General features: G+C 64.4%; 19 protein-coding genes and 4 pseudogenes. 12 read left to right on the top strand and 11 right to left on the bottom strand.

The window, feature by feature from the left end:
* Window positions 1-3 precede the first annotated feature (3 nt).
* From BLT64_RS20210 to BLT64_RS20190, 5 genes are read right to left on the bottom strand one after another with little or no spacing between them, the layout of a single operon-like run.
* Complete coding sequence (locus BLT64_RS20210) at window positions 4-1,281, bottom strand: TRAP transporter large permease subunit (RefSeq protein WP_011749635.1); 1,278 nt, start codon at window positions 1,279-1,281, stop codon at window positions 4-6.
* Window positions 1,278-1,838, bottom strand: coding sequence for a TRAP transporter small permease (locus BLT64_RS20205; RefSeq protein WP_011749636.1), 561 nt, complete (start codon window positions 1,836-1,838; stop codon window positions 1,278-1,280). Before BLT64_RS20205 ends, BLT64_RS20210 begins: the two co-directional genes overlap by 4 nt.
* On the bottom strand, window positions 1,835-2,506 hold the full coding sequence (locus BLT64_RS20200; RefSeq protein WP_011749637.1) for a cyclase family protein: 672 nt from the start codon (window positions 2,504-2,506) through the stop codon (window positions 1,835-1,837). Before BLT64_RS20200 ends, BLT64_RS20205 begins: the two co-directional genes overlap by 4 nt.
* Before the next feature lie 16 nt (window positions 2,507-2,522).
* Window positions 2,523-3,530: a TRAP transporter substrate-binding protein gene (locus tag BLT64_RS20195; protein ID WP_011749638.1), complete on the bottom strand. Its 1,008-nt coding sequence runs from the start codon at window positions 3,528-3,530 to the stop codon at window positions 2,523-2,525.
* A gap of 37 nt (window positions 3,531-3,567) precedes the next feature.
* Window positions 3,568-4,971 carry an NAD(P)H-dependent oxidoreductase gene (locus tag BLT64_RS20190; protein WP_011749639.1) on the bottom strand — a complete coding sequence of 468 codons (1,404 nt, stop codon included), beginning with the start codon at window positions 4,969-4,971 and terminating at the stop codon, window positions 3,568-3,570.
* Window positions 4,972-5,251: 280 nt separating this feature from the next.
* On the opposite strand from BLT64_RS20190, the gene BLT64_RS20185 reads away from it, so the two are divergent.
* Window positions 5,252-5,923, top strand: a complete 672-nt coding sequence (locus BLT64_RS20185) for a GntR family transcriptional regulator (RefSeq protein WP_011749640.1) — start codon at window positions 5,252-5,254, stop codon at window positions 5,921-5,923.
* 254 nt (window positions 5,924-6,177) lie between these two features.
* On the opposite strand, the gene BLT64_RS20180 is transcribed toward BLT64_RS20185, so the two are convergent.
* On the bottom strand, window positions 6,178-8,463 hold the full coding sequence (locus BLT64_RS20180) for a sel1 repeat family protein (protein ID WP_139171647.1): 2,286 nt from the start codon (window positions 8,461-8,463) through the stop codon (window positions 6,178-6,180).
* 612 nt (window positions 8,464-9,075) lie between these two features.
* Entirely contained in the window at window positions 9,076-10,275 is a 1,200-nt protein-coding gene (locus BLT64_RS20175) for an NHL repeat-containing protein (RefSeq protein WP_011749642.1), read from the bottom strand.
* Window positions 10,276-10,788: 513 nt separating this feature from the next.
* Between BLT64_RS20175 and BLT64_RS20170 the strand changes: the two are divergent.
* Together BLT64_RS20170 and BLT64_RS20165 are read left to right on the top strand one after the other, a co-directional pair.
* Window positions 10,789-11,680: pseudogene (locus BLT64_RS20170) on the top strand (tyrosine-type recombinase/integrase).
* 12 nt (window positions 11,681-11,692) lie between these two features.
* Window positions 11,693-12,211 (top strand): annotated as a pseudogene (locus BLT64_RS20165) (IS91 family transposase); the annotation flags it as partial.
* Between the two features lie 456 nt (window positions 12,212-12,667).
* On the opposite strand, the gene BLT64_RS20160 reads toward BLT64_RS20165, so the two are convergent.
* Complete coding sequence (locus BLT64_RS20160; protein WP_011749645.1) at window positions 12,668-13,540, bottom strand: LysR substrate-binding domain-containing protein; 873 nt, start codon at window positions 13,538-13,540, stop codon at window positions 12,668-12,670.
* A gap of 100 nt (window positions 13,541-13,640) precedes the next feature.
* Here BLT64_RS20160 and BLT64_RS26535 point away from each other — a divergent pair, with 100 nt between their 5' ends.
* From BLT64_RS26535 to BLT64_RS20145, 3 genes are all read left to right on the top strand, one after another.
* Entirely contained in the window at window positions 13,641-13,919 is a 279-nt protein-coding gene (locus BLT64_RS26535; RefSeq protein ID WP_041530351.1) for a DUF1127 domain-containing protein, read from the top strand.
* A gap of 386 nt (window positions 13,920-14,305) precedes the next feature.
* Window positions 14,306-14,785, top strand: a complete 480-nt coding sequence (locus tag BLT64_RS20150) for a peptidase associated/transthyretin-like domain-containing protein (protein WP_011749647.1) — start codon at window positions 14,306-14,308, stop codon at window positions 14,783-14,785.
* A 5-nt stretch (window positions 14,786-14,790) separates the two neighbouring features.
* The gene (locus BLT64_RS20145) at window positions 14,791-15,417 is read left to right on the top strand and encodes a ferric reductase-like transmembrane domain-containing protein (RefSeq protein WP_011749648.1); all 627 of its coding nucleotides are present in this window, start codon (window positions 14,791-14,793) and stop codon (window positions 15,415-15,417) included.
* A gap of 143 nt (window positions 15,418-15,560) precedes the next feature.
* Here the strand turns inward: BLT64_RS20145 and BLT64_RS26965 are convergent, their stop codons facing one another.
* Complete coding sequence (locus BLT64_RS26965; RefSeq protein WP_049792398.1) at window positions 15,561-16,253, bottom strand: molybdopterin-binding protein; 693 nt, start codon at window positions 16,251-16,253, stop codon at window positions 15,561-15,563.
* 152 nt (window positions 16,254-16,405) lie between these two features.
* Here BLT64_RS26965 and BLT64_RS20135 point away from each other — a divergent pair.
* Window positions 16,406-16,939: pseudogene (locus BLT64_RS20135) on the top strand (transposase); the annotation flags it as partial.
* A gap of 40 nt (window positions 16,940-16,979) precedes the next feature.
* Here BLT64_RS20135 and BLT64_RS20130 read toward each other — a convergent pair.
* Together BLT64_RS20130 and BLT64_RS20125 are read right to left on the bottom strand one after the other, a co-directional pair.
* Window positions 16,980-18,383 (bottom strand): sensor histidine kinase, encoded by a 1,404-nt coding sequence (locus BLT64_RS20130; RefSeq protein WP_011749651.1) that lies wholly within the window; start codon window positions 18,381-18,383, stop codon window positions 16,980-16,982.
* The gene (locus BLT64_RS20125; protein ID WP_011749652.1) at window positions 18,376-19,080 is read right to left on the bottom strand and encodes a response regulator transcription factor; all 705 of its coding nucleotides are present in this window, start codon (window positions 19,078-19,080) and stop codon (window positions 18,376-18,378) included. Before BLT64_RS20125 ends, BLT64_RS20130 begins: the two co-directional genes overlap by 8 nt.
* Window positions 19,081-19,250: 170 nt before the next feature.
* On the opposite strand from BLT64_RS20125, the gene BLT64_RS20120 reads away from it, so the two are divergent.
* The 5 genes and pseudogenes from BLT64_RS20120 to BLT64_RS20100 all read left to right on the top strand — a co-directional run.
* Window positions 19,251-20,492 carry an ABC transporter substrate-binding protein gene (locus BLT64_RS20120; RefSeq protein ID WP_011749653.1) on the top strand — a complete coding sequence of 414 codons (1,242 nt, stop codon included), beginning with the start codon at window positions 19,251-19,253 and terminating at the stop codon, window positions 20,490-20,492.
* Between the two features lie 66 nt (window positions 20,493-20,558).
* Window positions 20,559-21,431 carry a carbohydrate ABC transporter permease gene (locus BLT64_RS20115; protein ID WP_011749654.1) on the top strand — a complete coding sequence of 291 codons (873 nt, stop codon included), beginning with the start codon at window positions 20,559-20,561 and terminating at the stop codon, window positions 21,429-21,431.
* Window positions 21,421-22,290, top strand: a complete 870-nt coding sequence (locus BLT64_RS20110; protein WP_011749655.1) for a carbohydrate ABC transporter permease — start codon at window positions 21,421-21,423, stop codon at window positions 22,288-22,290. Before BLT64_RS20115 ends, BLT64_RS20110 begins: the two co-directional genes overlap by 11 nt.
* Before the next feature lie 3 nt (window positions 22,291-22,293).
* Window positions 22,294-23,400, top strand: coding sequence for an ABC transporter ATP-binding protein (locus tag BLT64_RS20105; protein WP_011749656.1), 1,107 nt, complete (start codon window positions 22,294-22,296; stop codon window positions 23,398-23,400).
* Window positions 23,401-24,209: 809 nt separating this feature from the next.
* Window positions 24,210-24,608, top strand: a pseudogene (locus tag BLT64_RS20100) (aminopeptidase P family N-terminal domain-containing protein); the annotation flags it as partial.

The following is a 24,608-nucleotide window of genomic DNA, read 5'->3' as shown; positions in this document are numbered from 1 at the left end:
AGATCAGTAGAACCAGTTCGCGGGCACGATCACCAGCTGTGGGAACAGGGCCAGCAGCAAGATCAGGAAGGCCTGCACGATCAGGAAGGGCACGACACCCCGCACGGCATCCGTGTAGCGCATGTTGCCCACGGCGCAGACCACGTTCAGCACCGCGCCCACTGGTGGCGTCAGCAGGCCGATGGCGCCTGCCATGATGAACATGACACCGAAATAGACCGGATCGATCCCCGCGCTTTTGGCGATCGGCAGCAGCACAGGCGTCAGGATCAGGATGGTCGGGATGAAGTCCAGCGCAGTTCCGACGACCAGAATGATCGTCATGATGACCAGCATCAGCAGCACCGGATGTTCGCGCACACCGCTGAGCATGTCGCCAATCACGCCGGGAATGTTGGCGATGGCCACCAGATAGGCGGTGATCGAGGCCGCCGCGACCAGAAGCATCACCGAGGCCGTGGTGCGAACCGCGGCGATCATGACGTGATACAGCATCTTCGGGTGCAGTTCGCGGTAGACGAACATACCGATGAAGATCGCATAGACACAGGCCACGACACCGGCCTCGGTCGGGGTGAATATTCCGGCTTTCAGACCGACGATGATGATCACCGGAAGGATGAAGGCAAGGCTTGCCTGACCGGCTGCTTTCAGCACCTCGCGCAGCGGCGCACGCTGCGGCACGCTGACCTCGGAGTTCCGGGAAAGGAACCACCAGGTGACGGCAAGGGTCAGCGCCATCATGATGCCGGGGGCAATGCCCGCCATGAACAGCTTGGTGATCGACACGCCACCCGCCACACCGAAGACGATGTAGCCGATCGAAGGAGGCAGGATCGGCGCGATGATGCCGCCCGAAGCGATCAGACCGCCGGAATGATTGATGTCGTAGCCCGCCTGCCGCATGATCGGCAGCAGCATGCCTGCCAGAACTGCGGTATCAGCCACGGCGGATCCGGAAAGGCTGGCCAGCAGCAGCGCCGCGACGATGGTCACATAGCCCAGACCTCCGCGCTTGTGGCCGACAAGCGTCATGCCGAAGTTGACAAGGCGCTTGGAAATGCCGCCGGCATTCATCGCCTCACCGGCCAGCATGAAGAAGGGGATCGCCAGCAGGGGGAAGCTGTCGGCGCCATTGGTCATCTGCAGCGCGATCAGCTGCCAGTCCAGCGCACCAAGCCACCACATCATGACGATGCCGGACAGGATCAGGCCGAAGGCGATCGGGATACCGATCAGGATCGCTGCAAGAAGCGACAGGATGAAGACGAGGAGGATCATTCTGCCTTGCCCTTCTCTGTGATGTGTTCGACCGTATTTTCGGCGGGGGGGCGCGGCCCGCGGATCAGCAGGGAAATAAGTTCGGTCAGGCTGACCAGCCCGATGCCCACAGCGCCCACGAAGGGGGCGGCATAGGTCACGGCGGTCGGCAGGCCCGAGGCTGGAGCGATATTGCTGGTGTTGAACATCGTTTGCTGCCAGGCCCCTACACCCAGAACGACACAGCAGACGATGACACCCAGCAGCGCAACCATGCGGGCGACATGCGCCGTAGCCGGCGACATATGCGCGGTCAGCAGGTCGACGTCCAGATGCTCGTTGCGGCGGGCCACGACGATGGCGCCCAGAAAGCAGATCCAGACGAACATCATGCGCGATACTTCATCGGTCACGACAAGCCCGGTGTCGAGCAGATAGCGCATCACCACATTGGAAAAGACCAGCACGATCAGCCCGGTGAAGATCAGGACCAGCACCGCTTCGATCAGGCGGAAGCCGAGATCGGCGATCCGCTGCAGCTGTGTCCCCAAGGGGGACGAATTCGGGGAAGCGTTCATAGCGGCAAGCCTTCGATTGCATAGATCCGCGCCGGAGCACCGTCGGCATTCTCGATCTTCAGCGGAGCCGCGCTCAGGAAGACACGCGACTGCGTCAATGCGGCCGTGTTCACCACATATTCGATCAGCGTCACGCCGTTGCGCAGCAGCACGTCATGGGTGACATGCTCGGCGTCCGGCACCTCGATCCCGTCCAGCAGCAGGCGGATCGGATAATCCTGCGGGAAGTCCACCGCCAGCGCACGGGGCCGCAACGTCCACAGCCATTCGGCCGCCGCCCGGTTCAACCAGGGGGCCTCTGTCCAGAAGGCCCGGGTTTCATGGTCACGCCTGGTGTCCCAGCGGGTGGCGAGCAGGATGATGTCACCCTGCTTGCCGCCGGGATCGGCGGCGGCCAGGATTTCCGGCGTGATCTCAGTGTCAGGGCCGATCGCCGACAGGTCAAAGACCCGCGCCGCGCCTACGACCTGATCCAATGGGGTGGCTTCGATGGTCGGGCCATCCGCGATGAAATGTGCCTGCGCATCGACGTGGCTGAACCCGTGGCAGGTGGTGCCGAGGCGGGTCACCCGGAACTGGTCGCCGGCACTTTTGTTGCCTTTGACGGTGATCTCCGGCTTCCATCGGAAATGGTCCCGGACCGGCATGCTCAGATCGACGATGCGCATCACATTCTCCTCGTGATCAGCTGGCCAGAGCGGTGATCCGGTCGATCAGCTCGGGCCCGAACTTGGCCGAGAAATCTTCCTTGATCGGCGCTTCGACGATGGCGCGGAACGCGGCCTGATCGATATCCTCGACCGCTTCCATGCCATTTTCCTTCAGCGCGGCCAGCGCGGTGCCTTCGCGTTCGGTGTTCATCTGGCGCTGCAGCTTGGCCGCCTCGGCCGCCACGGAAACCAGGAGGGTCTGCTGATCCGCACCCAAGCCGTTGAACTTGGTCTCGTTCATCACCAGCGGCGACGAGGTGAAGGCATGGCCGGTCAGCGAGATGTATTTCTGGATCTCGTAGAAGTTTGAATTCAGGATCAGGGTAGTCGGATTTTCCTGCCCGTCGATCGAACGCATTTCGAGCGCCGTGAACAGCTCGGTGAAGGCCATCGGCGTCGGCACGGCGCCAAGCAGCTCGAACGCCATGATATGCGCCGGGTTCGGCGTGGTACGGATCTTCAGACCCTTCACGTCGTCGGGCGTGTGCACGGGGCGGCGGCTGTTGGTGATGTGGCGCCATCCGGTTTCCCAGGTGGACAGCGCCTTCAAGCCCGAACCGGCCAGGCCCATGCGCAGTTCGTCGCCCAACTCGCCGTCCAGAACGGCCCCAACATGTTCGCGGCTGTGGAACAGGTAAGGCAGGTCAAGAACATTCAGCTGCGGCGCAAGCCCGGTGAAGAACGGATTTCCCGTGACCATCAGGTCCAGCGTGCCGCCGCGGACCGAGTTGATCATCGTCGAGTCATTCCCGAGGATGCCGTTCGGGAAAATGTCGAGGCTGATCTCGCCGCCGCTCCTCTCGGCCAGCTGCTCGGCCATCCACTTGCCGGCATCCTGCCAGCTGTCGGTTTCGGGATGCGGGTGGCCGAAGCGCAGCTTGACGCTGCCTTGCGCACGCAGGATCTGCGGGGTGGCCAGAATGCTGGCCGCCGATACGGCTGCCGCCCCTTGCACGAACAGCCGGCGATTGATCTTGATCATGTCTCTCTCCCTCTGAAAACCTATGCGCAATGCGGGCTCAGCCCTGCATGCCTTTCGCCTTGGCGAAGATTGCATCCTGACGCTGGCGCAGCGTCAAAAGCTCCGTATTGCTCCGATGCTCCAGGTCGCCCATGCGGATGTAGCTGCCCGCGGCCACAGGACGCCGGATAGTCTGGTTGGACGCCAGATAGAAGGGAGCGGGGCTTTCATCGCTCAACGGGCCTGCGGCAACCATGCGTGCGCTGACCCCCGGAATGCTGTGGTGGTGACCGCCCATGACCAGCGCTTCGCCTGCCGCCAGATCACGGTCGGCAAAGGCCACAAGGTCGATGTGATGTGCCGGGGCGTGGCCGCCAGTGCCGCGCGCCAGAAGGCCCAGCGACAGGATGGTTGTCGCCGCCTCGAGTCCCAGGAGGTGGCGTGGGTTGTAGATCATCGCGGTGTTGCGATCCCGGGCCACCACATGGCCCTTGCCTTCCAGCATCTTCCAGGTCTCGGCATCGTCGCAGCGTATGACGACGAAAACACCGCCGGCAAAGCTGACCTCACCTGGTTCACGCAAGCAGTGGAACACATCCAGCACGCGGCGGCCGTCAAGGATTCCGCCCTCATCGCGCGTCGAGAACAATGTCGGCACTTCGGTGATGCGCGCGATCGGGGCGTGCAGAGGGGCGGCATCGGGGGCAAAGCCGGTGGCATTGGCGACCACGGTCAATTCGCATAGGTCCGGAACGGCCCGCTGCGGCAGAGCAGAGGCAGCATTGGCCCGGCCTGCAACCACCTCGGCCGCGGGACGGTCGTCAAGATCGGCCCATTGCGCAAAATCGGGGGCCGATACCATGCGGCCATCCGAGGTCAGCGTGCCCGCCGCGGCGTCGAAGATGAAATCATATTCGCTGGACTTGCCGGCGGCGATGATCTCGAAGCCCAGAAGCTCTGCCCAGGTGATCAGCTCGATCAGCAGGCTGGGCTGATCGCCATCAACAGGGCTGACCACGCAGCCTTTTTCCCGCGCCAGCGCGGCAAGGCCCGGGCCAACCACGCTGTCCACCTCTTTCGAGACCAACGCCACATGGTGCCCGGCCTCGACCGCGAGCCTGCAGTGCCGCGCCCCGGCTTCCGGGTGGCCTGTGGCCTCGATCACCACATGGACCGGCAGCGCGGCCACATGGGCGAAATCGCCCGCCGCGATGAAATCGCCTGCCGCCCAGGCCGCTGCCGCCTCTTCGGCAGTGTCGCATTTTCTGATGCGCGCCTCGGGATAGCCCACCTCGATCATGGTCCGGGCGGCCTGTTCGGCCGTGACATCCACAGCGACGCGCGCCTCGAGCAACGGCACCTTCCGGCACTGCGCCAGATAGCTGCGGCCGAACCCGCCGGTGCCGATGATCGTGGTCGCAACCTTGTCGGAACTGGGGGGGAACTGGATGTGGTAGTTCATGTCGGGCCGTCACCTTCCTGTCCGGGGACCGTCATCCTTCCGCAAAAAGCACCTTGCAGCCTGACCGAACGGGTCAGGGCAACACTCGCCCGAGCCACATTGCATGCAATGTGGCAACGAAAGGCAAGCTTCAGGCAGTCTTTCCTCTGGAAAGCGCAACGAATCCGCTTTATGGCGGCTTGTTTGCATGCAACTGCCCGATGGAGTCAATCAAAATGTTGATCCCGCCAACGCCCCTCCCTAGATTGCATGCAACTTTCGTGTCAAAGCAGAGGCGATCTTGGATATCGAAAAACAGTGGCCGCGCGGACAACGCGCCGCCTTTGTCGCAAATTTCATTCGCGATCAAATCGTCTCGGGCGAGCTTGCCGCCAGCACCAGGATCAATGAACGTGTGCTTACGGAACAACTGGGCGTGTCGCGCACGCCACTGCGTGAAGCCTTTAAGATTCTGGAAAGCGAAGGTCTGCTGACTATCGAGCCGAACCGCGGCGCAATGGTGACGGCGATCTCGCCGCAAGAGGTGGAACTGGCGATCGAGGTGCTGATCGCGCTGGAGAGCGTGGCCGCCGAACGCGCCTGCAAACATGCCACCGACGCCCAGATCGACGAGATCCAGGCCCTGCATGACGAGATGGTAGGCGCCTGGAAGGCTGGGGCGCTTATGCGCTATTTCCACATCAACCAGACCATCCATCAGAAGATTGTCGACTGCGCAGCCAATCCGACGCTTTCAAGGCTCTACATGGCTGAAAGCCAGCGGATCCGCCGGTTCCGCTATGCGGGCAATCAGATCAGCGACCGCTGGGCGCGCGCGGTCTACGAGCACGAGCAAATCCTCGATGCCCTGCGCCATCGCCAGGGCGCCTTGCTGCGCGAGGTCCTGCGCAGCCATCACCTCAGTGGCTGGCGTACCACCCGTGCGGTGCTGGAAGGCGAGATCCGGCTTTAGGCGGCGTTCGCTTTCCGTACTGGGCATCGGTGCGCTACGCGCTTCAGATCGAGCAGCCACGCAAACCATGGCCTGACGTTTGCAAGGCTTCAAGGACGAGGAGATCCGCAATGCGAAGCACCATCCCGCATCACGACCACGACACAGTGGGCTTTGCAGCAGAACGGGCGGACCGACCTCTTGGGGAAATGCGGCCACGCAGCACAAGGCGGGCCCCACGGGTCGGCTTGAGCTGCTTCCCTCATCGCTGATCGTCAACCCGCTGGCGTCACACAGAAGCTGCGGGTCGATATCGGGTTGCGCCAGCAGCGGCTGTTTCCCTCGGTCGCAGGATAATCCGTCCTGACCTCGTTCAACCGCCAGATACCATCCCGGATATAGGTTACGCTGCGGTCGCCATCCGGCCAGACATAGACATTGAGCCCGACCTGCTCGCGCGTCTCCTTCCGGGCCTCCGCTGCCTGATAGAAGATCAGACCGCGACAGGGTTTTTCCGACGTCACCTCTCCCGCCGCATTCCTGACCTGACAGATGAAGCGGTCATAGGGCAGATCGCCGGTGCTCCATTCCTCCAGGAGGCGCACATTGGCCGCGCAGGCGGGCGCGATGCTGTCGAGGCAGCCCATATCGAAGGCGCGTGACGCCTCGGCCAGCATCAATGGCGGCTCGGGCTCTTCGCCATCCTCACGATGCGCGAATGCCAGAGGTTCTGCCGGCTTTTCGCCCCTGCGGACGGCTTCGATCAGCATCGTGCCGTAATGCAGACAGGCCTCGCCATCGGTGGTCGCGACCCGCGGGTGGAAGCAGCCGCGCTGATAGGCGGAGAGGGCGCCGGCAGGATCGGCGGGCTGACCGAGGCCTTGCGCCAGCATGTTCCCCACCAGCTTGCAGCCGTAGGGTGAGACCGAGACATCCGCACCCCGGCAGACGTAATCTGCCCAGCGATGAGCACCCGGCAGTCGCTGGCTCTGATCCAGTGCCTGTTTGGCCGCATCGTAGCATTCCCACAGGTCGCGTTCCTCTCCTGCCGCGATCGCTCTCTCGCAGGCCTCGCCGCGAATATGGAGAGCGTTTTCGCCATCACCCTCGACAGTCATGAGGTCAGCAAGCTGGTCGCATGTGCTGCCTGCCTCGACCCCACCGCGGCAACCCATGCGCAATGCGGCGATTCGGGCTTCGGGGTCATTGCGACCCGGAATCGTCACGCCTGAAAGGGACTGGCCCTCGGTGCCGTAAAGCTGCGCCAATGCCGGGCAGCCCTTGATATTGGCCGGCCCGCAGGCATCTTTCAGCATCGCTTCGGCCGTGGCCAGGCCATCCGGCGCATCCAGCGCCGCGTAGCTGTGCAGCGCCCAGGCGCAATCCTGCGCGTCACCCTCGCCGGGGCTGAGGCAGGACCGCGCAAGCCGTTCATAGCGCGCCGCCATGACCGGACGGCTTTCCGGGAAGGTGGGGTCGAGGACACCGCCAAGGCTTTCGCAGATCGTATCCTTGGCGCTTTGCGCATCGCACAGGGCGATGGCACGGGCGGTTGCCGCGCGCCGATCCGCCTCTGGCCAGAAACCGGCCATGCCGGCCAAGGTGGCGCAGGCCGGGGGATCGCCCGCTGCACAACCGCTGCTCAGGAACGCGGTCGCCTGCGCCACGCGACCCGCATCCAGCGTGGCTGCATCGCTGTAGTTCAGGAAATCGCGGTAGAGGTAATAAGCGCCGGTGCAGCTGCGCTGATTGGGTTCACGCGGGCCGGGGGCGCATAGCCCTGCCTCGATCCCGGCCAGAGCATAGCGTTCATTGCCGGTCAAGCCGGAGCCACGGGCCGCGCTGACCGTTTTCAGGTCGTCGTTCAGCCCTTCGCAGATCCATGTGATGCCCTGCTGACAGGCCGTCAGATTGGCCGAGAAGTTCGACGATGCCTCCACCAGGGAGGGCGCCCGGTCGACAGCCGTCCCCCGCGCCAGCAGAACGCAGCCAAACCGATCTTGTGCGTCGCAAAGACCCTTTGAAATTTCCGTCGTCACGCTGCCATCATCCGGCCTGGCATCGGGCAGAACCTGCTCTCGCGTAAGCTCCAGCGTATTGCCCTGGCGGTTGATGGCCATCTGGCAGCCCTCCATATCTCCGGCCATGCAGCCCAGCAGCGCATAGCGGGTGACCACGGCAGGACCGCGCCCCGGGCCATCCGGCGCGTCATGGATCCGGCTGGCGAATTCGGTGCAGGCCGCGCCGAGGCCGAGATCGCAGGACCGTTTCAGCATGGCCGGATCACCGCTCTCAAGCCCCCGTGCGCGCAGGGCCTGTGCGGTGGAAAGCCGGGCAGCATCATCGGACAAGCCGCCGGGATCTGCCGGGGTAAGGACCGTCCCGTCATGGACCAGTGCTTCGGCGAAATCGGCGCCAGACACACAGGTGATGCCGGTCTGGAGGCGCGCAGCGGGTGAACCGATCCGATCGCGGAGGTTGGTGCTGACAAGTCCCAGCGACAGTGCATAGCCGCCCGAATGCAGCCGGTAGCCAGATATCACAGGGGCATAGGCGGGCATGGAGCGGGCTTGGCCGTTCAACTCCTCGACCGTATCGGCCCGGGCCGCCACGACATGACAGGTGTTCGGCGGCGCAAGATAGGATTGCAGGCGGCTGGTGCTGTCCTCGGGGGCCGCCCCCTCCGGCGCACAGAAATGTTTGACCGAGGACACCGGCAAATAGCCGATGGCACGCTCAAGCCCCTTGCCGGTGGGGTAATCCAGCGCAAACCATGCGCCACCCTCGGGGCCGAAGGTCACGTCCCGCAGCATGACCTCAGCGCCCGCACCCAGCACGCGCGCTTGCGTTCCGGCCGGGGTCTCATGAATAGGCTGTGCCGTGCAGACGTGGCGGGTTTCCAGCGACTGATAGGGCGGAAGATCCTGCGCCAGCGCAGGACCAATGGCCGCCAGCAGAAACGCGGTCAGGGCAGGCAGGGTATTTTTCGTCATGAAGGCCGCCAGGGATTGAATGACAAGGATGCCGGACTCGGCAAGACCCGAGAAGCGCGCGGGATGGACCTCGATTCGGCCCAACCCGGCAAGCCCAGGTTTCAGCACCATCTTGCCGATCACATATGGCCCACAAGTGCGCATCCCCGCGGTTGTGCATTTCACGGCTTTGGCCTTTTCTCAGCCAGTGCCGATGCTGAGGCGGGCAAATCGCCATGCCGACACGCCGATGACCGCAATGTCACCGTTCGGATAAGCCGCGATCGAGCGGATGTTGCCGATCTGTGCGCCATTCTCTCGCCCGACTGCTGCAAGACCAACGCGCCGGATGCCGTCGGGCGTGACCTCTTCCAGCATGTTGTCCCAGGGATCCGAAAGCCAAATCCTGCCGTCGGGACTGGCAACGATGCAGGGAAAGAATTTCGGCGTGGTCGCGATACGGCGCTGGAAACGGCCATCGGCATTGAACTCGAATATGCCATCGCGGCTGTCCTGATCCTCGCTGCGTCTCATCACGATGTAGATGGTGCCCGCACCATTGATCGCGATGCCGGTTGCCCTTGGTGCACTTGTGACCATGGGGTCGGCGGCTATCGCTTGTGCCATCAGCCCGGTCAGGCGGCGCTGTTCGGTCAGATTGCGGTCGAGAAGGATCAGCGTATCTGATGGCGGCAGGCTTGCGTCATCGCCGGCGCTGCGCGGTGCGACGCGGTAAATGGCCAGCCCCCCGTCCGGTGTGACGCAGGAGCCTTCACCGTTGCTCCAGTAGCTTTCCCCCTCCGGCATGGGCTGGCTGCCGGCGATCTCGCCGCTCGCCGGATCGATCCGCAAAATGCGGCGCGAACCGTCGGTGATGATGCTGCCATCCGGCAGCACGGCCAGCATCGCACCGCTGTCTTCCGGAGAAGGGAACTGGTTCAGAAAGGCGCCATCCGGGCCAAAGATGTAAAACCGCCTTCCGCCGTCCTGGATCATGGCCCGGCCAAGGCTGTCGATACCGATATAAGACGGATATTCTCGGAAAAGTCCGGGGCCTGCGCCTTCGCCACCGACATTGAAAACGGTCTTGACCGCAAGCCCTTCCTCGGGTGCTGCCCTGTGCGCGCTGCGCAGGAATTGCGGCAGCACCAAGGCCCCGCCACCGATCGCCATCACGCAAAGCCCGGCCGCAAGCGCCCCTCGGCGCGAGACCGGCCCTGGCAGGACAGCCCCAGCGGGCTGCCCGTCGGGAAAGCGGTGTTCCAGCACGACATGGTGGCGACCTTGCGTTTCGACCACATATTCGGATCCGCAACTGCCGCATCTGCCGATCAGGTGACCCTCTGCCGTGGTCACGAGACCGAGCGTCCCACCGCAGCTCGTGCATTTCAGTTTGCGCATCCGGTTTCCCTTTTTCCGAAATGGCAAACTAGCCCGCAGGAACAACTAGGCCAAGCCGGTTCAGGGCGCATCCGCGCAAGCCATGCGTGGGGCTGATATGAGCAGGATTCCCCGACGCTTTTCCTGTCAACTATAGATTGGCACAGTCATGCTTGCCGCACTCCTCTAGTTGATGTTCCGAACGTGCAAAACGCATGCAGATCCATCTCGCTACCATGATAACAGGACTTCGCCGCGGCACAGGCTGAATGGCTGCTCTGGCGAACGCGATCACGCGCCATCCAGCGGGCTAGACTGACGGCTAATGGGCCGCCACAGTTCAAACGGTCTGCATGATCCGGCAACGGCCCGCCGAATGAGGCGGCACCGTCGCTGGGAGCCCTTGGACGAAGCCGCTCGCGCGGCAATGGCGCCCGTGGCTGGTGTTCAGGGTTGTTGTGATCGTGGTGCATTTGGTGGCGGCCGTTTCTGCCTGTCGATTGAGACCTCTCAATCATCAGACAGGAGGTTCCCATGACAGAGGAGAGAGTAAGCCCGCTGCGTCAGCGGATGATCGAAGACATGCGCATCCGCGGGATGGGCGACAAGGCACAGAAGTCGCACATCCGGGCGATCAAGGATTTCGCGGCCTTTCTCGGACATTCGCCTGATACGGCCACGCCAGAGGAACTGCGGGCCTATCAGCTCCACATGACCGACAGCGGGGTCACGCCATCGACGTTCAACGTGCGGATCGTGGCGCTCAGGTTCTTCTTCGGCATGACCTGCGGGCGCGAGGATATGAAGCGCTACATGCAGTTCAGGATCGAGCCGCGCAAACTGCCGGTGGTGTTCAGCGTCGAGGAAGGCTCCGACATCCTGATGGCGGCGCCCGGGCCGGGGCTGAAGTATCGCGCCGCGCTGAGCATTTCCTACGTCGCGGGATTGCGCGCCGCCGAGGTCTGCAACCTGAAGATCGGCGATATCGATGAGCCAACCGGATGCTGATCCATGTCGAACAGGGCAAGGGCAGGAAGGATCGCAAGGTGATGTTGTCGCCGGGCCTCTTGAACCTGCTGCGCGACTGGTGGCGCGAGGCACGGCCCGAGGGCTGACTGTTTCCAGGCAAGCCGAAGATCAACCCGATCTCGCCGCGCCAGTTGAACCGGGCCTTCACGTCCGCCAAGCACATGGCCGGGATCAGCAAACCGGCGACGCTGCACACGGCTCGCGTCACAGCTTCGCCACGCATCTCCTGGAGGCGAACACCGATGTGCGGGTGATCCAGGTTTTGCTCGGCCATGCCAAACTGACGACCACGGCGCAATATACCCATGTCGCCACCAAGACGATCCGCGATACCGTCAGCCCTTACGAGATGCTGGCCAAGTTGCAGGATCAGACGGTGAAGCGAAGCCTGGAGTGACCGTCGCCGGGCGTGACCCGGTCCAAGCTGGAGATCGCTGACATCTTCCGACGATACGGCCCCGCGTGGCGGCGGGCCAATGCCGGGCATGTCAGCCTGACCCAGCTGAAGGTGATGTCGGCCATCGAGGCCTGCCGGATCGAGGCGCTTGGCGGGCATGTGGCTGCCTGCGGCAAGTGCGGCCACCACCATATTGCCTATAACAGCTGCAAGAACCGGCATTGCCCGAAGTGTCAGGCACCGGCAGCGCGTGACTGGATGGAGGCGCGCGCCGATGACCTGCTGCCCGTCGAGTATTTCCACGTCGTCTTTACCCTGCCGGCCAGGATCGCGCAGATCGCCTTCTGGAACAAGAGGGCGGTGTGTAGGCTGCTGTTCAAGGGTGAGGGCATGACTGCCATCGGTCCGAAGGAATGCCCGAACGCGGAAACGGTGACGACCATCGCCGCCGATCCAAAGCGGTTGGGTGCGCGGATCGGCATGACGGCGGTGCTGCACACCTGGGGATCGGCGCTGACACATCATCCGCACACCCTGCGCGAACCATGTCCTTGCTGCGGCGGCCCGATGCGCATCGTCGAGATCTTCCGTCGCGGGCAAAAACCCTCATCCCGCGATCCGCCCCGGGAGAAAGCCGCATGACGAGACGCTCGTCACTGTCGAAAGAAATGTCCCGGGGCTTGACCGCAAGCCGGATCACCTCCGGCTTGCCCGCTGCCGCGATCGGCCCGAAAATGCATCGTCATCTGCTGCGGCCGCCTCCCAAAACGGCGCCCCAGACCGACCCGGCAAGCCGCCGAGGCCTTCCTTTTCCCGCCAGCCGACGCCCTGGCCCGGCTGTCGCCACATCGCGCAGCACACTTTCCCCATAGACAGAGCCCGGACCCCCGCGGCTTCCACCTTGGGAGGATTTCCAACGCGGGTCGACCCCGCACCAAGCCGCACCATCGCGCCGCGGCCCGCATCGGAAATCCTTCACCAGAGCCGTCATTCCTGCCGACCAAAGCTCTCGCGCACATGATCCGCAAAAGCCTGCGCCGCCGAGCCGATATCGGGGTTCTTCTGAAGCCTCAGCTGATAGGAACCGATCGCGCCGAAGCCTTCCTTTTCCGTCAGCCGCCGATGCTGCTCGTCCACCAGGCTGACCGGCAGAGGCGCGATCGCCAGGTCGGCCATGACTGCCGCCAGCTGGCCGGCTGCGGCCTCCGACGTGTATGCGATCCTGTAACGGCGACTGGCCTTGTCGAGCGCGGCAAGGGCCGCAGCCCGCCAGGGGCATCCGTGTGAGGACAGCGCGAGCGGCACGGGGGTCCTGGAGAATGCCATGCCGTCGCGGGCACCGACCCAGACGAGAGGCTCCGAATGAATGACCTGTCCCGGCGCCGGATCGGATTGGGCCGAGACGGTGAGGATCATGTCGATCTCTGCCGCTTCGAACCGCCGGGCCAAGATCACGCTGGTCGACAGAAAGACCTCGACCTCGACAAGGGGATGGGTCGCGGCGAAGCGTGACAGGATCGCGGGAAGATAGCGCACGCCGAAATCGTCGGGTGCGCCGAACCGGACCCGCCCTTCAAGCTGCGGCACCCGAAAGCGGGACAGAGCCTCGTCATTGATGCGCAGGATGTCCTTGGCATGCACGAGAAATGCCTCGCCGTCCGCGGTCAGCGTCACATGGCGCGGATGCCGCACAAACAGGGCGCGCCCCAGCTGATCCTCAAGCCGCCTGATCTGCATGCTGACCGCCGAGGGGGTTCTGAATACCCGTTTCGCCGCGACCGTGAAGTTCCCGGTCTCGGAGATGGTCACGAATGTCTTCAGAAGGTCGGTCTCGAGAAGGTTGTTCTGTTGCGGTTGCATGGCTCATCGCGATCAATTTTCTTGAATGATACACTAAGAACTATGCGCTGTATTGAAGAATATCGCCATGCCACCCTGGCCTGAGCCAAGGAGGATTACGATGGCCAAGGAAATCTGCACCATGAGCCCGCCCTCACGAAGCCCGTGGATCGGGGCTGCCTTTCGCGCGCTGATGTCACGGCTGCGGGGTCTGTTTGAAACCTATCGTCGGAACAAGGAGAGGCGCGATGCGTTCCTGACCTTGCTCCGCCTGGACGACCAGATCCTGGACGATATCGGTGTGAGCCGGGCGGAGGTGGAATGCGCTGCCCGCCTGCCGCTTCGTTCGAACGCGTCGGATGCGCTGGCAGCCAAGGCCGATGCACGACGGAAAGGATAGACCGGCTACCGCGGGATAGCGGCCGATTGCTTTCCAAGGTTCGCTCCGTGCCGTATCGGCGACATTGCCCTGGAAAATCGCTGTGGCAAGCGTGCGTGCCCAGATTGGGGCAGTCCTACCGCAGCAGCATTGCCGACCTCCCGAACGTCGGCTCTGGGCTATCCGCTACGGGCCTCTCACGGTCGTCTGCAAGTATCAGGCGGACAGGAATCCGCACCTGTCGATGGCCGTTCACCATGTCACCGAGCCGTGAGCAAAGTTTATCGCGTCTTCAATGCTCCTCGGGTCAGAGCCGGCGAAAACGTGCTATGATCCAGCCACAGCCCTGTCTGTGAGCTGTCTTCGGCAGAGCAGCCGCGCGCCCGTACCGCGACAGGAGAGACCATATGACTGACGTCCTGACCAACCGTCGTACTCTTCTGATCGCCGCCAGTGTCGCCGTGGTGCCCGGCCTGTTCGTGCCCGCCCGCGCGCAAGGGCTCGCCCCGACGCCCTCGATGCGCGGCGGTGCCAACAACTACCTGCCGGGCGCGCCGATCGTGGACCGGATCGGCGGCGGCGGGTTCTGGATGACGGGCTCGGTCCGTCGTGTCGGCGATGGTGTCCCGCTGGCGGGTCAGCGCATCCAGATTTGGGCGCATACCACCGAGGGACATGAGCGCGATCCGCATAGCCACGGCGCCACGCTTACCGATGCGAATGGAGTGTTCCGGCTCGAAATGCCCCAGATCGTCCCCGCTTTCGGCCAGCCTCACGGCCACCTAGCCTATGACAGTGGCGACTTTGAAACCGTCTTTCTCCGTCCGGTCATGCGAAGCGCCCGCGATACCAGCCTCCACGCGGATTTCGTGCTCGTGCCGGTCTGATCGGGATGAGGATCGGATGGGCTGATCTGGTCCGCGGGATCCTGGTCTGGACAGGCCTGACGACAGCGGTTGCCGTGCCGGTCGCCGCCGCGGCGGCAAGCCCGCTGTTGGCATGGCGCGAACCGATCTATATCGCGGCCGGATTCACCGGGGTGATCGCGCTGGCGCTTCTGCTCTTTCAGCCCTTGCTGGCGGGCGGATACCTGCCGGGACTGCCCGCCCTGAAAGGCCAGCGCGTTCACCGACTTGTCGGCGGCGTTCTGGTCGCGGCGGTGATCCTGCATGTCGCGGGCCTTTGGGTCACCAGCCCGCCTGACGTGATCGACGCCCTTCTCTTCAGATCGCCCACGCCGTTCTCATTCTGGGGAGTGGTCGCCATGTGGGCCGTCTTCGCCTCGGCGCTCATGGCGGCATCCCGCCGGCGCTGGCGCCGTCACCCGCATGCCTGGCGTCTTGGTCATACGGTTCTGGCGGCGGTCATCGTCGTCGGGAGCGTCGTTCATGCGCTGCTGATCGAAGGGACGATGGAAACGAAATCGAAGGCCATCCTTTGCGGGCTGCTCATTGCAGCGACCATCATGGCGGTCGCCAAGATGCGGGGCTGGACGATCCGGGCACGCCGGGATTCATAAGGGTTTCACCGGATTCCTTGTAGAATATTCACCTTCCCCGGTGCGGCCGCTTCCATTCGCGAAGGTGCAAACGAGCCAACCTCGAAGAGGTTTTCCTCACGGCCGCCCCTGCCTCGCCAGTCTCGCCTACTGGCCAAGACCGCTCACGCTGGAAAACCCTGCCGCACCGGCACGATCTCGACCGGATCGCTGCCGTTTATCACGGTCTGTTCGGAATGGAGCAGGATCATCACATCCGCAAGCGCAAGATACCGCAGGCTGGCGGAACCCTGGTCAGGCAGCGGCTCGACGACCGTTGAGCGACCGGACGGGTCATGGCACAGCCGTCCCAGCAGAATCTGCGTCCGTCCCGCCGGCTTGGACAGTGAAGTGGCGACAGGCAGGCGCCAGCCCGTCCCGGCCGGGGGCCTGCTTTCGAGCCGGGCGAGGATCGCGCGCCCGATCAGAGCGAAACCGGCCGCCGCAGCCAGGGGGTTTCCAGGCTGCAACAGGGTCGGGCAATCGTCGACATCGCCGAAGCCGATCGGCTTGCCGGGACGCATGGCAAGCCTCCAAAACTCGAGATAGCCGCGGCGGGAGATGATCTGCGTGAGGTGGTCCGCGAAGCCCACGGGTGCGCCACCCGAGGAAATCAACAGATCATGATCGCTCGCCGCCCCGACAAGCCGCGCAGCAATCGCCGCGGGATCATCCTTCGCGATCCCGAGATCCGTGACCACCGCGCCGGCGGCCTGCAGCATCCGGGAAAGCATCGGCCTGTTCGAATCGTAAATCAGGCCCGCCTCGAGCGCCCCGGGGCTTTCCACCAGTTCGTTGCCGGTGGACAGCAGGGCCACCCTCGGCCGAGGGACCACCAGCACGGAACGCAGGCCAAGTGCCGTAAGAGGGGCCAGTTGGCCTGGGCCGATGCGGCTGCCGGCCTTGAGAACAGGCGTTCCGCGGACGACATCTTCCCCGATCCGGCGAATATGCGCCCTGCAGATGGTGCGACAGCACCGTGGTTCGCGCTCATCGTCGGGCAGAGGGCGCAAAGGGGGGCTCCGCGGCAGAGTTTCGGCCGTTCAAGAGCGTTCGGCGGGAAAACGATCCACTGGATCGTCTTCTTAACCACCTTCCACTTCACGACCAAGGTCCACCTCCGCGTCAACGGCGCGGGCCTGCCCATGAGGTCGGAGATCGCGCCGGGGCAGATATCGGACTATCTGGGCTTCGATCCGGTCATGGCCGACAATCAGCCCGAGCCCAGCGTCCCGCTGGCGGATCGCGGCCATGACTCCGACAACGTTCGCAAAGCCATGGAGGCGCACAACGTGGTGCCCGTCATCCCGATGCGCAAGACCCGCAAGTGCGCGTGGCGATGGATCGCACCCTCTACCGGCTGCGCAACCTCGTCGAGCGCTGCTGCAACAAGCCGAGGCACGCCCGCCGCGTCGCAACCCGCCATGGCAAGACCGCCGAAAGCTTCCTGGACTTCATCGACATGACCTCGATCCGCCTCTGGCTCCGCCATTCGTCAACATGACCTGGGGGCGAGTTTCAGGCAAGGTTCGCGTCACGTCCGGTCAGGCCCACCGGCGGCACAGCACCAGTTTCGCCGCAAGCCCCTGATCGGCCCGGAAGAATTCCAGCCGCCCGCCATGCTGCGCGGCGATGGTCGAGACGATGGCCAGCCCCAGCCCGACACCCGGGGCCGTGCCCGCATTGCCGCCCCGCTGGAAGGCGCCGGTCAGGCGGGCGAGATCTTCTTCCGTCAACACCGAGCCGCGATCGGTGACGGTGATCCACGCGTCATCCGCATCGCCATCCACCATCACCTCGGCCTCGCGCCCGTATTTCAGCGCATTGTCGATCAGGTTCGACAGCGCGCGGCGCAGCGAGGTGGGCTGGCCGCGCATCAGGATGGCGTGGGTCTCGACCGGCTGGCGGCGGCTGCGGGCAAACAACGTTCCCGCGCGGGCGGCCCGGATCGGCGCGGGGACAAGCCGCACGGGCATGTCCACGTCCTGATAATCGGCCACCACCGCCTCGGCCAGAGAGGTCAGAGAGAGTTGCCGGAACGGCTCGGCCCCGATCTCGGCGCGGGTATAGGTCAGCACGCCTTCGATCATGGTGGTCATCTCGTCGATATCGTGCTCCAGCTTGCTGCGCAGGGTATCATCCTCGATCAGTGTGCTGCGCAGCCGCAGCCGCGTGGCGGGGGTGCCCAGATCGTGGCTGACACCCGACAGCACCAGCGCGCGGTTCTCCAGCGCGGCGCGGTCCTGCGCGACATAGGCGTTCACCGCCTCGGCGGTCTGGCGCAACTCCTCGACGCCTCCCACCGGCAGGGCGGCGTTGCGCGCCCGGTGGTCGCGCAGCGCGGCGGCGAAGCCGGCGAAGGCGCCCGAGACCTCGGCCACCCAGCCCAGCAGCAGGATCAGCGCGCCCGCCAGCACCAGCGCCGCCAGCAACCGCCGATCCGGCGGCGCGGCGTCGCAGCCCCAGATCGCGGCGCCCTCGATGCGCATCCACGGCCCCGTATCGAATTGCACGAACAGCCGGGGCGTGCTGCAGAACCGGGCCAGCGTGCGCGTGACCGATGCCAGCCCCGCCGCCTGAGAACCGCCGCCGAAGCTCTGCACTTCGGCGACCGGGTATTGAATGTCGGGCGATTGGACCCGGATCGACAGCCGCGCGCCGCGCGACAGATCGGGTCGCCCGCCGCCGGTCAGCGTCAGCAGCGTCTCGCGCCATCCATTCGGCAGAGAGGGCGCGGCTCCCTGCTGCACCATCGTCACGCCCGCCGGCAGGGCGCTGCGATTTTCCAGTGAATCGTGCAATGCCAGCCCGGCGATATAGGCGCGGTCCAGATGCGTCTGCCAAGCCGCTTGGCTGGCCATCCACAGCCAGACGCCGCCACCCCCGGCCGCCATCGCCAGCACCACCCACAGGCTGGCCAGCCAGCGCAGGCTGAGGCGGCTAAGCATCGTCGCGGCTGACCTCGGCCGCCAGCACATAGCCGGTGCCGCGCTCGGTGCGGATCAGCGCCGGGTCGGTCTTCTGGCGCAGCCGGCCCACCAGCATGTCGATGGCCCGGCCCCCGGCGGCTTCGTCATGGTCCAGCGCCGCGGCGATTTCCTCGCGCGTCAGCGGGATCAGCGGGTTGGCCAGAAACACGCGCAGCAATGCGGTTTCGCGTGAGGACAGCGAGACCTGCCAGCCGCCCGGCGCCGTCACCTCGTCGCGCCGCGCGTCATAGCGCCAGCCCTGAAAGCGCAGGATCGCGTCGCGGCGGCGATGGGTCAGGCTGGGCGCGCGGCGGGCGCGGCGCAGCACGGCGCGGATGCGGGCCAGCAGCAGGTCGGGGTTGAACGGCTTGGCGATGTAATCGTCCGCGCCAACCTCGTAGCCCGCCATGCGCTGATGATCCGCCGACAGCGCCGAGACCATGACGATCGGCACATCCTGCGCCGCGCGGATCTCGGCGCAGATCTGCACGCCGTCATCCTCGCCCAGCGACACGTCCAGCAGGATCAGGTCGACCCGGCCCGCCCGCAGCGCCTCCAATGCGCCGGCGCGGCTGTCGGCGCGGCTGACATGAAAGCCCTGCCGTTGCAGATAGGCGGCCAGCATCGCCGCCATCTCGGCGTCGTCCTCGACCAGAAGCAGGCGATGCAGGCTCATGTCGTCCTCCCGGCCTTCGACATATCACTTCGTAACAGTTTGTAACATAACGGTGGGAAATCCGCCTTGCGCATGGCTGTGTTGCGTTGCGCGAATGGCCGCGGCTTTGGCATGATCCTTTCACGGCGCGGTCCCTGCAAGGTCCGTGCGATCAAGATCTGGGAGGATCCATGACCATGAAACCCCTTCTGGCGGCGTCGACCGCCGTGATGCTGGCCGGGCCGGTGCTGGCCGAGCCGCAGGCCGAAGTGCTGCACTGGTGGACCTCGGGCGGCGAGGCGCGCTCCGTCGCGGTGCTGCAAGAGCAGTTCGCAGCCGAGGGCGGCAGCTGGACCGACATGCCCGTGGCGGGCGGGGGCGGCGACGCAGCAATGACCGCGCTGCGCGCCCGCGTGCTGTCGGGCAATGCGCCGACCGCCGTGCAGTTGAAAGGCCCGGCCATTCAGGAATGGTACGAGGAAACCGGGCTGGCCGATATCGGTCCCGTGGCCGAGGAAAACGGCTGGGAAGCCGTCCTGCCCGTCCGCATCGCCGAGCACATGCAATGCGAAGGCCAATGGTGCGCCGCGCCGGTGAACGTCCATCGCGTGAACTGGATCTGGGGCAACAAGCAGATCCTGGACGAGCATGGCATAGCGATGCCGACCACATGGGAGGAGTTCAACGCCGCTGCCGAGACGCTGAAGGCGGCGGGCGTGACGCCTCTGGCCCATGGCGGGCAAAGCTGGCAGGACGCGACCGTGTTCGAGACCGTCGTCCTGGGCCTGGGCGGGCCGGAATTCTACCAGCAGGCGCTGGTCGACCTGGACCCTCAGGCGCTGAACTCGGATACCATGCGCCAGGTGTTCGACCAGATGCGGGTGATCCGCGGCTATGTGGACGACAATTTCTCGGGGCGCGACTGGAACCTCGCGACCGCGATGGTGATGAACGGCGAGGCCGCCTTCCAGATCATGGGCGACTGGGCCAAGGGCGAGTTTCTGGCCGCCGACAAGAAGCCGGGCGTGGATTTCGTCTGTGCCGAGACGCCCGGCGGCGGGTTCCTCTACAACGTCGACAGCTTCGCCTTCTTCAAGGTCGATGGCGATGACCGCCAGCAGGGGCAGGCGCTGCTGGCCCGCCTGATCATGGGCGAGGGCTTCCAGAAGACCTTCAACCTCAACAAGGGCTCGATCCCCGCGCGCACCGACGTGGCACTGGACGAGTTCGACGATTGCGCCCGGCAATCGGCCGAGGCGATGAATGCGGGTGCGGAAAACGGTTCCCTGCTGCCCTCCTATGCGCATGGCATGGCGCTGCGCGGCGCGCCCGCCGGGGCGATCACCGATGTGGTGACGGCGCATTTCAACAGCGACATGACCTCGGACGAGGCCGTGGAGCAACTGGCCAACGCCGTCGCGAGCGCGATGTAAGGCCGACAGCCCCGCATCCGGCCGCAAGCCCGGGTGCGGGGTTTCCTTTCTGGGGGAAATCGGGAAATGGAATGGCTTGAACGCAACGTGCCCAAGCTGGTCTTGGCGCCGTCTTTCGTGGCGATTCTGGTGTTCGTCTATGGCTTCATCGCCTGGACTGCCTGGATCAGCCTGACACGCTCGCGCCTGATGCCGCGCTATGAATTCGAGGGTATCGGACAATACGAGCGCCTGTTCGCCGCGCCGCGTTGGGATGTGGCGATGGACAACCTGTTCATCTTCGGCGGGCTGTTCATCGTGATCTCGATGGTGATCGGGCTGATGCTGGCGATCTTTCTGGACCAGAGGATCCGTGCCGAGGGCGTCCTGCGCACCGTCTACCTTTATCCGATGGCGCTGTCGCTGATCGTGACGGGGACGGCGTGGAAATGGATCCTGAACCCCGGTCTGGGCATTCAGGCCACCGTGCGAAGCTGGGGGTTCGAGAACTTCACCTTCGACTGGCTGATCCGCCCCGAGATGGCGATCTATACCATCGTGCTGGCCGCTGTCTGGCAGGCCTCGGGTTTCGTGATGGCGCTGTTCCTGGCCGGGCTGCGCTCGGTCGATACCGAGATCATCCGGGCCGCGCAGGTGGACGGCATCCCGACGCACCGCATCTATTCCGCGATCATCATCCCGACCATGGCGCCGATCTTCCTGTCGGCCTTCATCGTGCTGGCGCATCTGGCGATCAAGGCGTTCGACCTGGTGATCGCGCTTACCAATGGCGGCCCCGGCTATGCGACCGACCTGCCTGCGACCTACATGTACGCGATGGCGTTCTCGCGCGGCGATCTGGGTCAGGCGGCGGCAAGCGCGATGGTCATGATGATGGTGATCTTCGCCATCGTCGTTCCCTATCTCTATAGCGAATTGAGGCCCCGCCATGACAAGTAAGGCCGTGACCAGTAACACCATGCTGCGTTGGGGCCTTTATGCGGTCCTGATCCTGTTCGCGCTGTTCTACCTGATGCCGCTGTTCGTGATGCTGACCACATCGCTGAAAAGCCTTGAGGAAATCCGCACCGGCAGCCTCTTGTCGCTGCCGCGCGAACTGACATTCGCCCCCTGGGCCGAGGCCTGGTCCAGCGCCTGCGCGGGCACGCAATGCCAGGGGCTGCGGCCGTTCTTCTGGAACTCGGTGCTGATGGCGGTGCCTGCGGTCGCGATCTCGACCATCGTCGGCGCGCTGAACGGCTATGTCTTTGCGCAATGGCGCTTCAGGGGTGCGAACCTGTTCTTCGCGGCGATCCTGTTCGGCTGCTTCATCCCGTTTCAGGTCGTGCTCTTGCCGATGGCGCAGATGCTGGGGCTGATGGGCATCGCGGGGACGATTCCGGGGCTGATCTTCGTCCATGTGATCTATGGGATCGGCTTCACCACGCTGTTCTTCCGCAATTACTACGTCACCATCCCGCAGGAACTGGTGCGCGCGGCCAAGGTGGACGGGGCGGGGTTCTTTCGGATCTTCTTTGCGATCTTCCTGCCCCTGTCGCTGCCGATCATCACCGTTTCGGTCATCTGGCAGTTCACGCAGATATGGAACGACTTCCTGTTCGGCGTCAGCTTCAGCGGGCCGGGCAGCCAGCCGGTCACGGTCGCGCTGAACAACATCGTCAACTCCACCACCGGCGTGAAAGCCTACAACGTGGACATGGCCGCCGCGATCATCGCGGCAGCGCCCACGTTGCTGGTCTATGTCATCGCCGGCAAATACTTCATCCGCGGCCTGACCGCCGGCAGCGTGAAAGGATAAGCCATGCCGATCCTCGAAATCGACCATCTGCAGAAAGCCTATGGCGACACGCATATCCTGCATGACATCAACATCAGCATAGAGCCGGGCGATTTCCTGGTCCTTGTCGGTCCCTCGGGCTGCGGCAAGTCCACCTTGCTCAACTGCATCGCCGGGCTGGAGCCGATTACCGGCGGCACCATCCGCATCGGCGGGCGCGACGTGACCGGCGTGTCGCCCAAGGACCGGGACATCGCCATGGTGTTCCAGTCCTATGCGCTTTACCCGACGATGAGCGTCGCCAGGAACATCACCTTCGGGATGCAGGTGCGCGGCGTGGACAAGGCCACGCAGGCCGCGAAACTGGCCGAGGTCGCCCGGCAACTGCAGATCGAGCCGCTCTTGGCCCGCAAGCCCGGCCAGTTGTCGGGAGGGCAGCGCCAGCGGGTGGCGATGGGCCGGGCGCTGGTGCGCGATCCCAAGCTGTTCCTGTTCGACGAGCCGCTGTCCAATCTGGACGCCAAGCTGCGCGTGTCCATGCGGACCGAGATCAAGAAGCTGCACCAGGATCTGAACGCCTCGATCGTCTATGTCACCCATGACCAGATCGAAGCAATGACGCTGGCCACCAAGATCGTCGTGATGAAGGGCGGCGTGATCCAGCAGATCGGCGCTCCGGCGGAAATCTACAACCGCCCGGCCAACATGTTCGTGGCCGATTTCATGGGCAGCCCGGCGATGAACCTGATCCCGGCGCAGGTGCGCTCCGAAGGCGGCCAGACCCGCATCGAGATTGCGCGCGAGGGTGCGGCGCCGCTGGTCATCACCGACCCGGTGGCGCGCCAGCTTCCGGCCGAGATCGTCCTGGGCGTCCGTCCCGAGGATATCCACGAAGCGACCGGCAGCGCCCATCTGCCGGGGCTGGCGCAGGGCGCGGGCGGCGAGGTGATGATCGAGATCGTCGAGCCTGCGGGCGCGGATACCTTTGCCGTCACCCATCTGGGCGGCAAGCCGGTCACGGCGCGGCTGCGCGCGGAAAGCGCGGTTCGGGCGCGGGCGATGTTTCCGCTCGCCTTCGACCTCTCGAAAGTGTCCTACTTCTCGCCCGAGAACGGAGAGCGGTTGAACTAGGACAAGCGCGACGGCGTTGCTTCCGTGCGATCCGGGGCGCACCGATCAGCGACTGGGCGCGCCGTCGCGGGGCGGTCAGGATCTGGCGATCCGAGGATCGCGCGAAAGCGGCCCCGTATCGCCAAGGCAGGGGGTAAGCTGATCCTGGCCCCCTGCATGCTCTGCCGTCCCGCTGCCGGGGATGGAAAAGTTGCAATCTCGCATTCATGCCGCGAAGACCCGGAATCGGCATGATGCCGAGGCGCATCGCATCATCGACGGCACGGCCGATCAAGACGGATAAAACGCCCCGGCAGGCGGCCGAGTGTCTGGCGAGGGAGAAAGAGCGAGGAGTGCGACGCAATCCCGCATCCGTGCCGGAGGCGCGGCATCGAGTATCGAGATGTGACAGGGACAGGGTGGCCAGGCAAGTTCTTCATACTCGACCAGCATGGTTATACGGTTTTCCTCGCCAAGTCGGTGCGAAAATGGACAAGCCCTGGTTTAAGTGATGCCGGTGCGGTGTCCCGCATATATCTTGAAGCGCTTTCAACTTGCGTCATTCTTTTTTGCAGTCATGCACTCATGTTTCTCCGTAATCCTCAGGCTTTGTGTGATGCGAAAGAGTGCCATGCGCTCCTGTTGGCTTCTCGACAGATACGGTAGGCTTCAGCACAAGGGGTGCTGCGGTGTTGAGCTGGTGCTGGCCAGCTGCGAGAGTTCGACGCAGCCCCTCATTCGTCCAAATCCTGAGATTATCAAAACAAATTTTAGTCCCGCTGCAGCGGCGGATAGCCTCGTCGTCAGGAAACCGACGGAGGACGGATCTCATGACCGACGACATGCTTCATGTCATGGAATGGCATAATGGCGATAAGGATTTTCCCCTTTCTCGGATGCCGAGATGCAGCGGCGCCAGGACGACATGCGCCGCTGGATGGCCGGGAACGGCGTCGATGCGGCACTGTTCACCTCGTATCACTGCATCAACTATTATTCGGGCTGGCTCTACTGCTATTTCGGCCGCAAATACGGCATGGTCATCACCCAGGACGCGGCGACCACCATCAGCGCCGGCATCGATGGCGGTCAGCCGTGGCGGCGCAGCTTTGGCGGCAACGTCACCTATACCGATTGGCGGCGCGACAATTATTTCCGCGCGGTGCGGCAGCTGACCCCCGGCGTCAAGCGGCTGGGAATCGAGTTCGACCATGTCAACATGGACTTGC

Origin of the sequence: Paracoccus denitrificans (assembly GCF_900100045.1) — a bacterium.
Lineage (GTDB): Bacteria > Pseudomonadota > Alphaproteobacteria > Rhodobacterales > Rhodobacteraceae > Paracoccus > Paracoccus denitrificans.
This window is presented reverse-complemented; position numbering and strand designations above follow the sequence as displayed.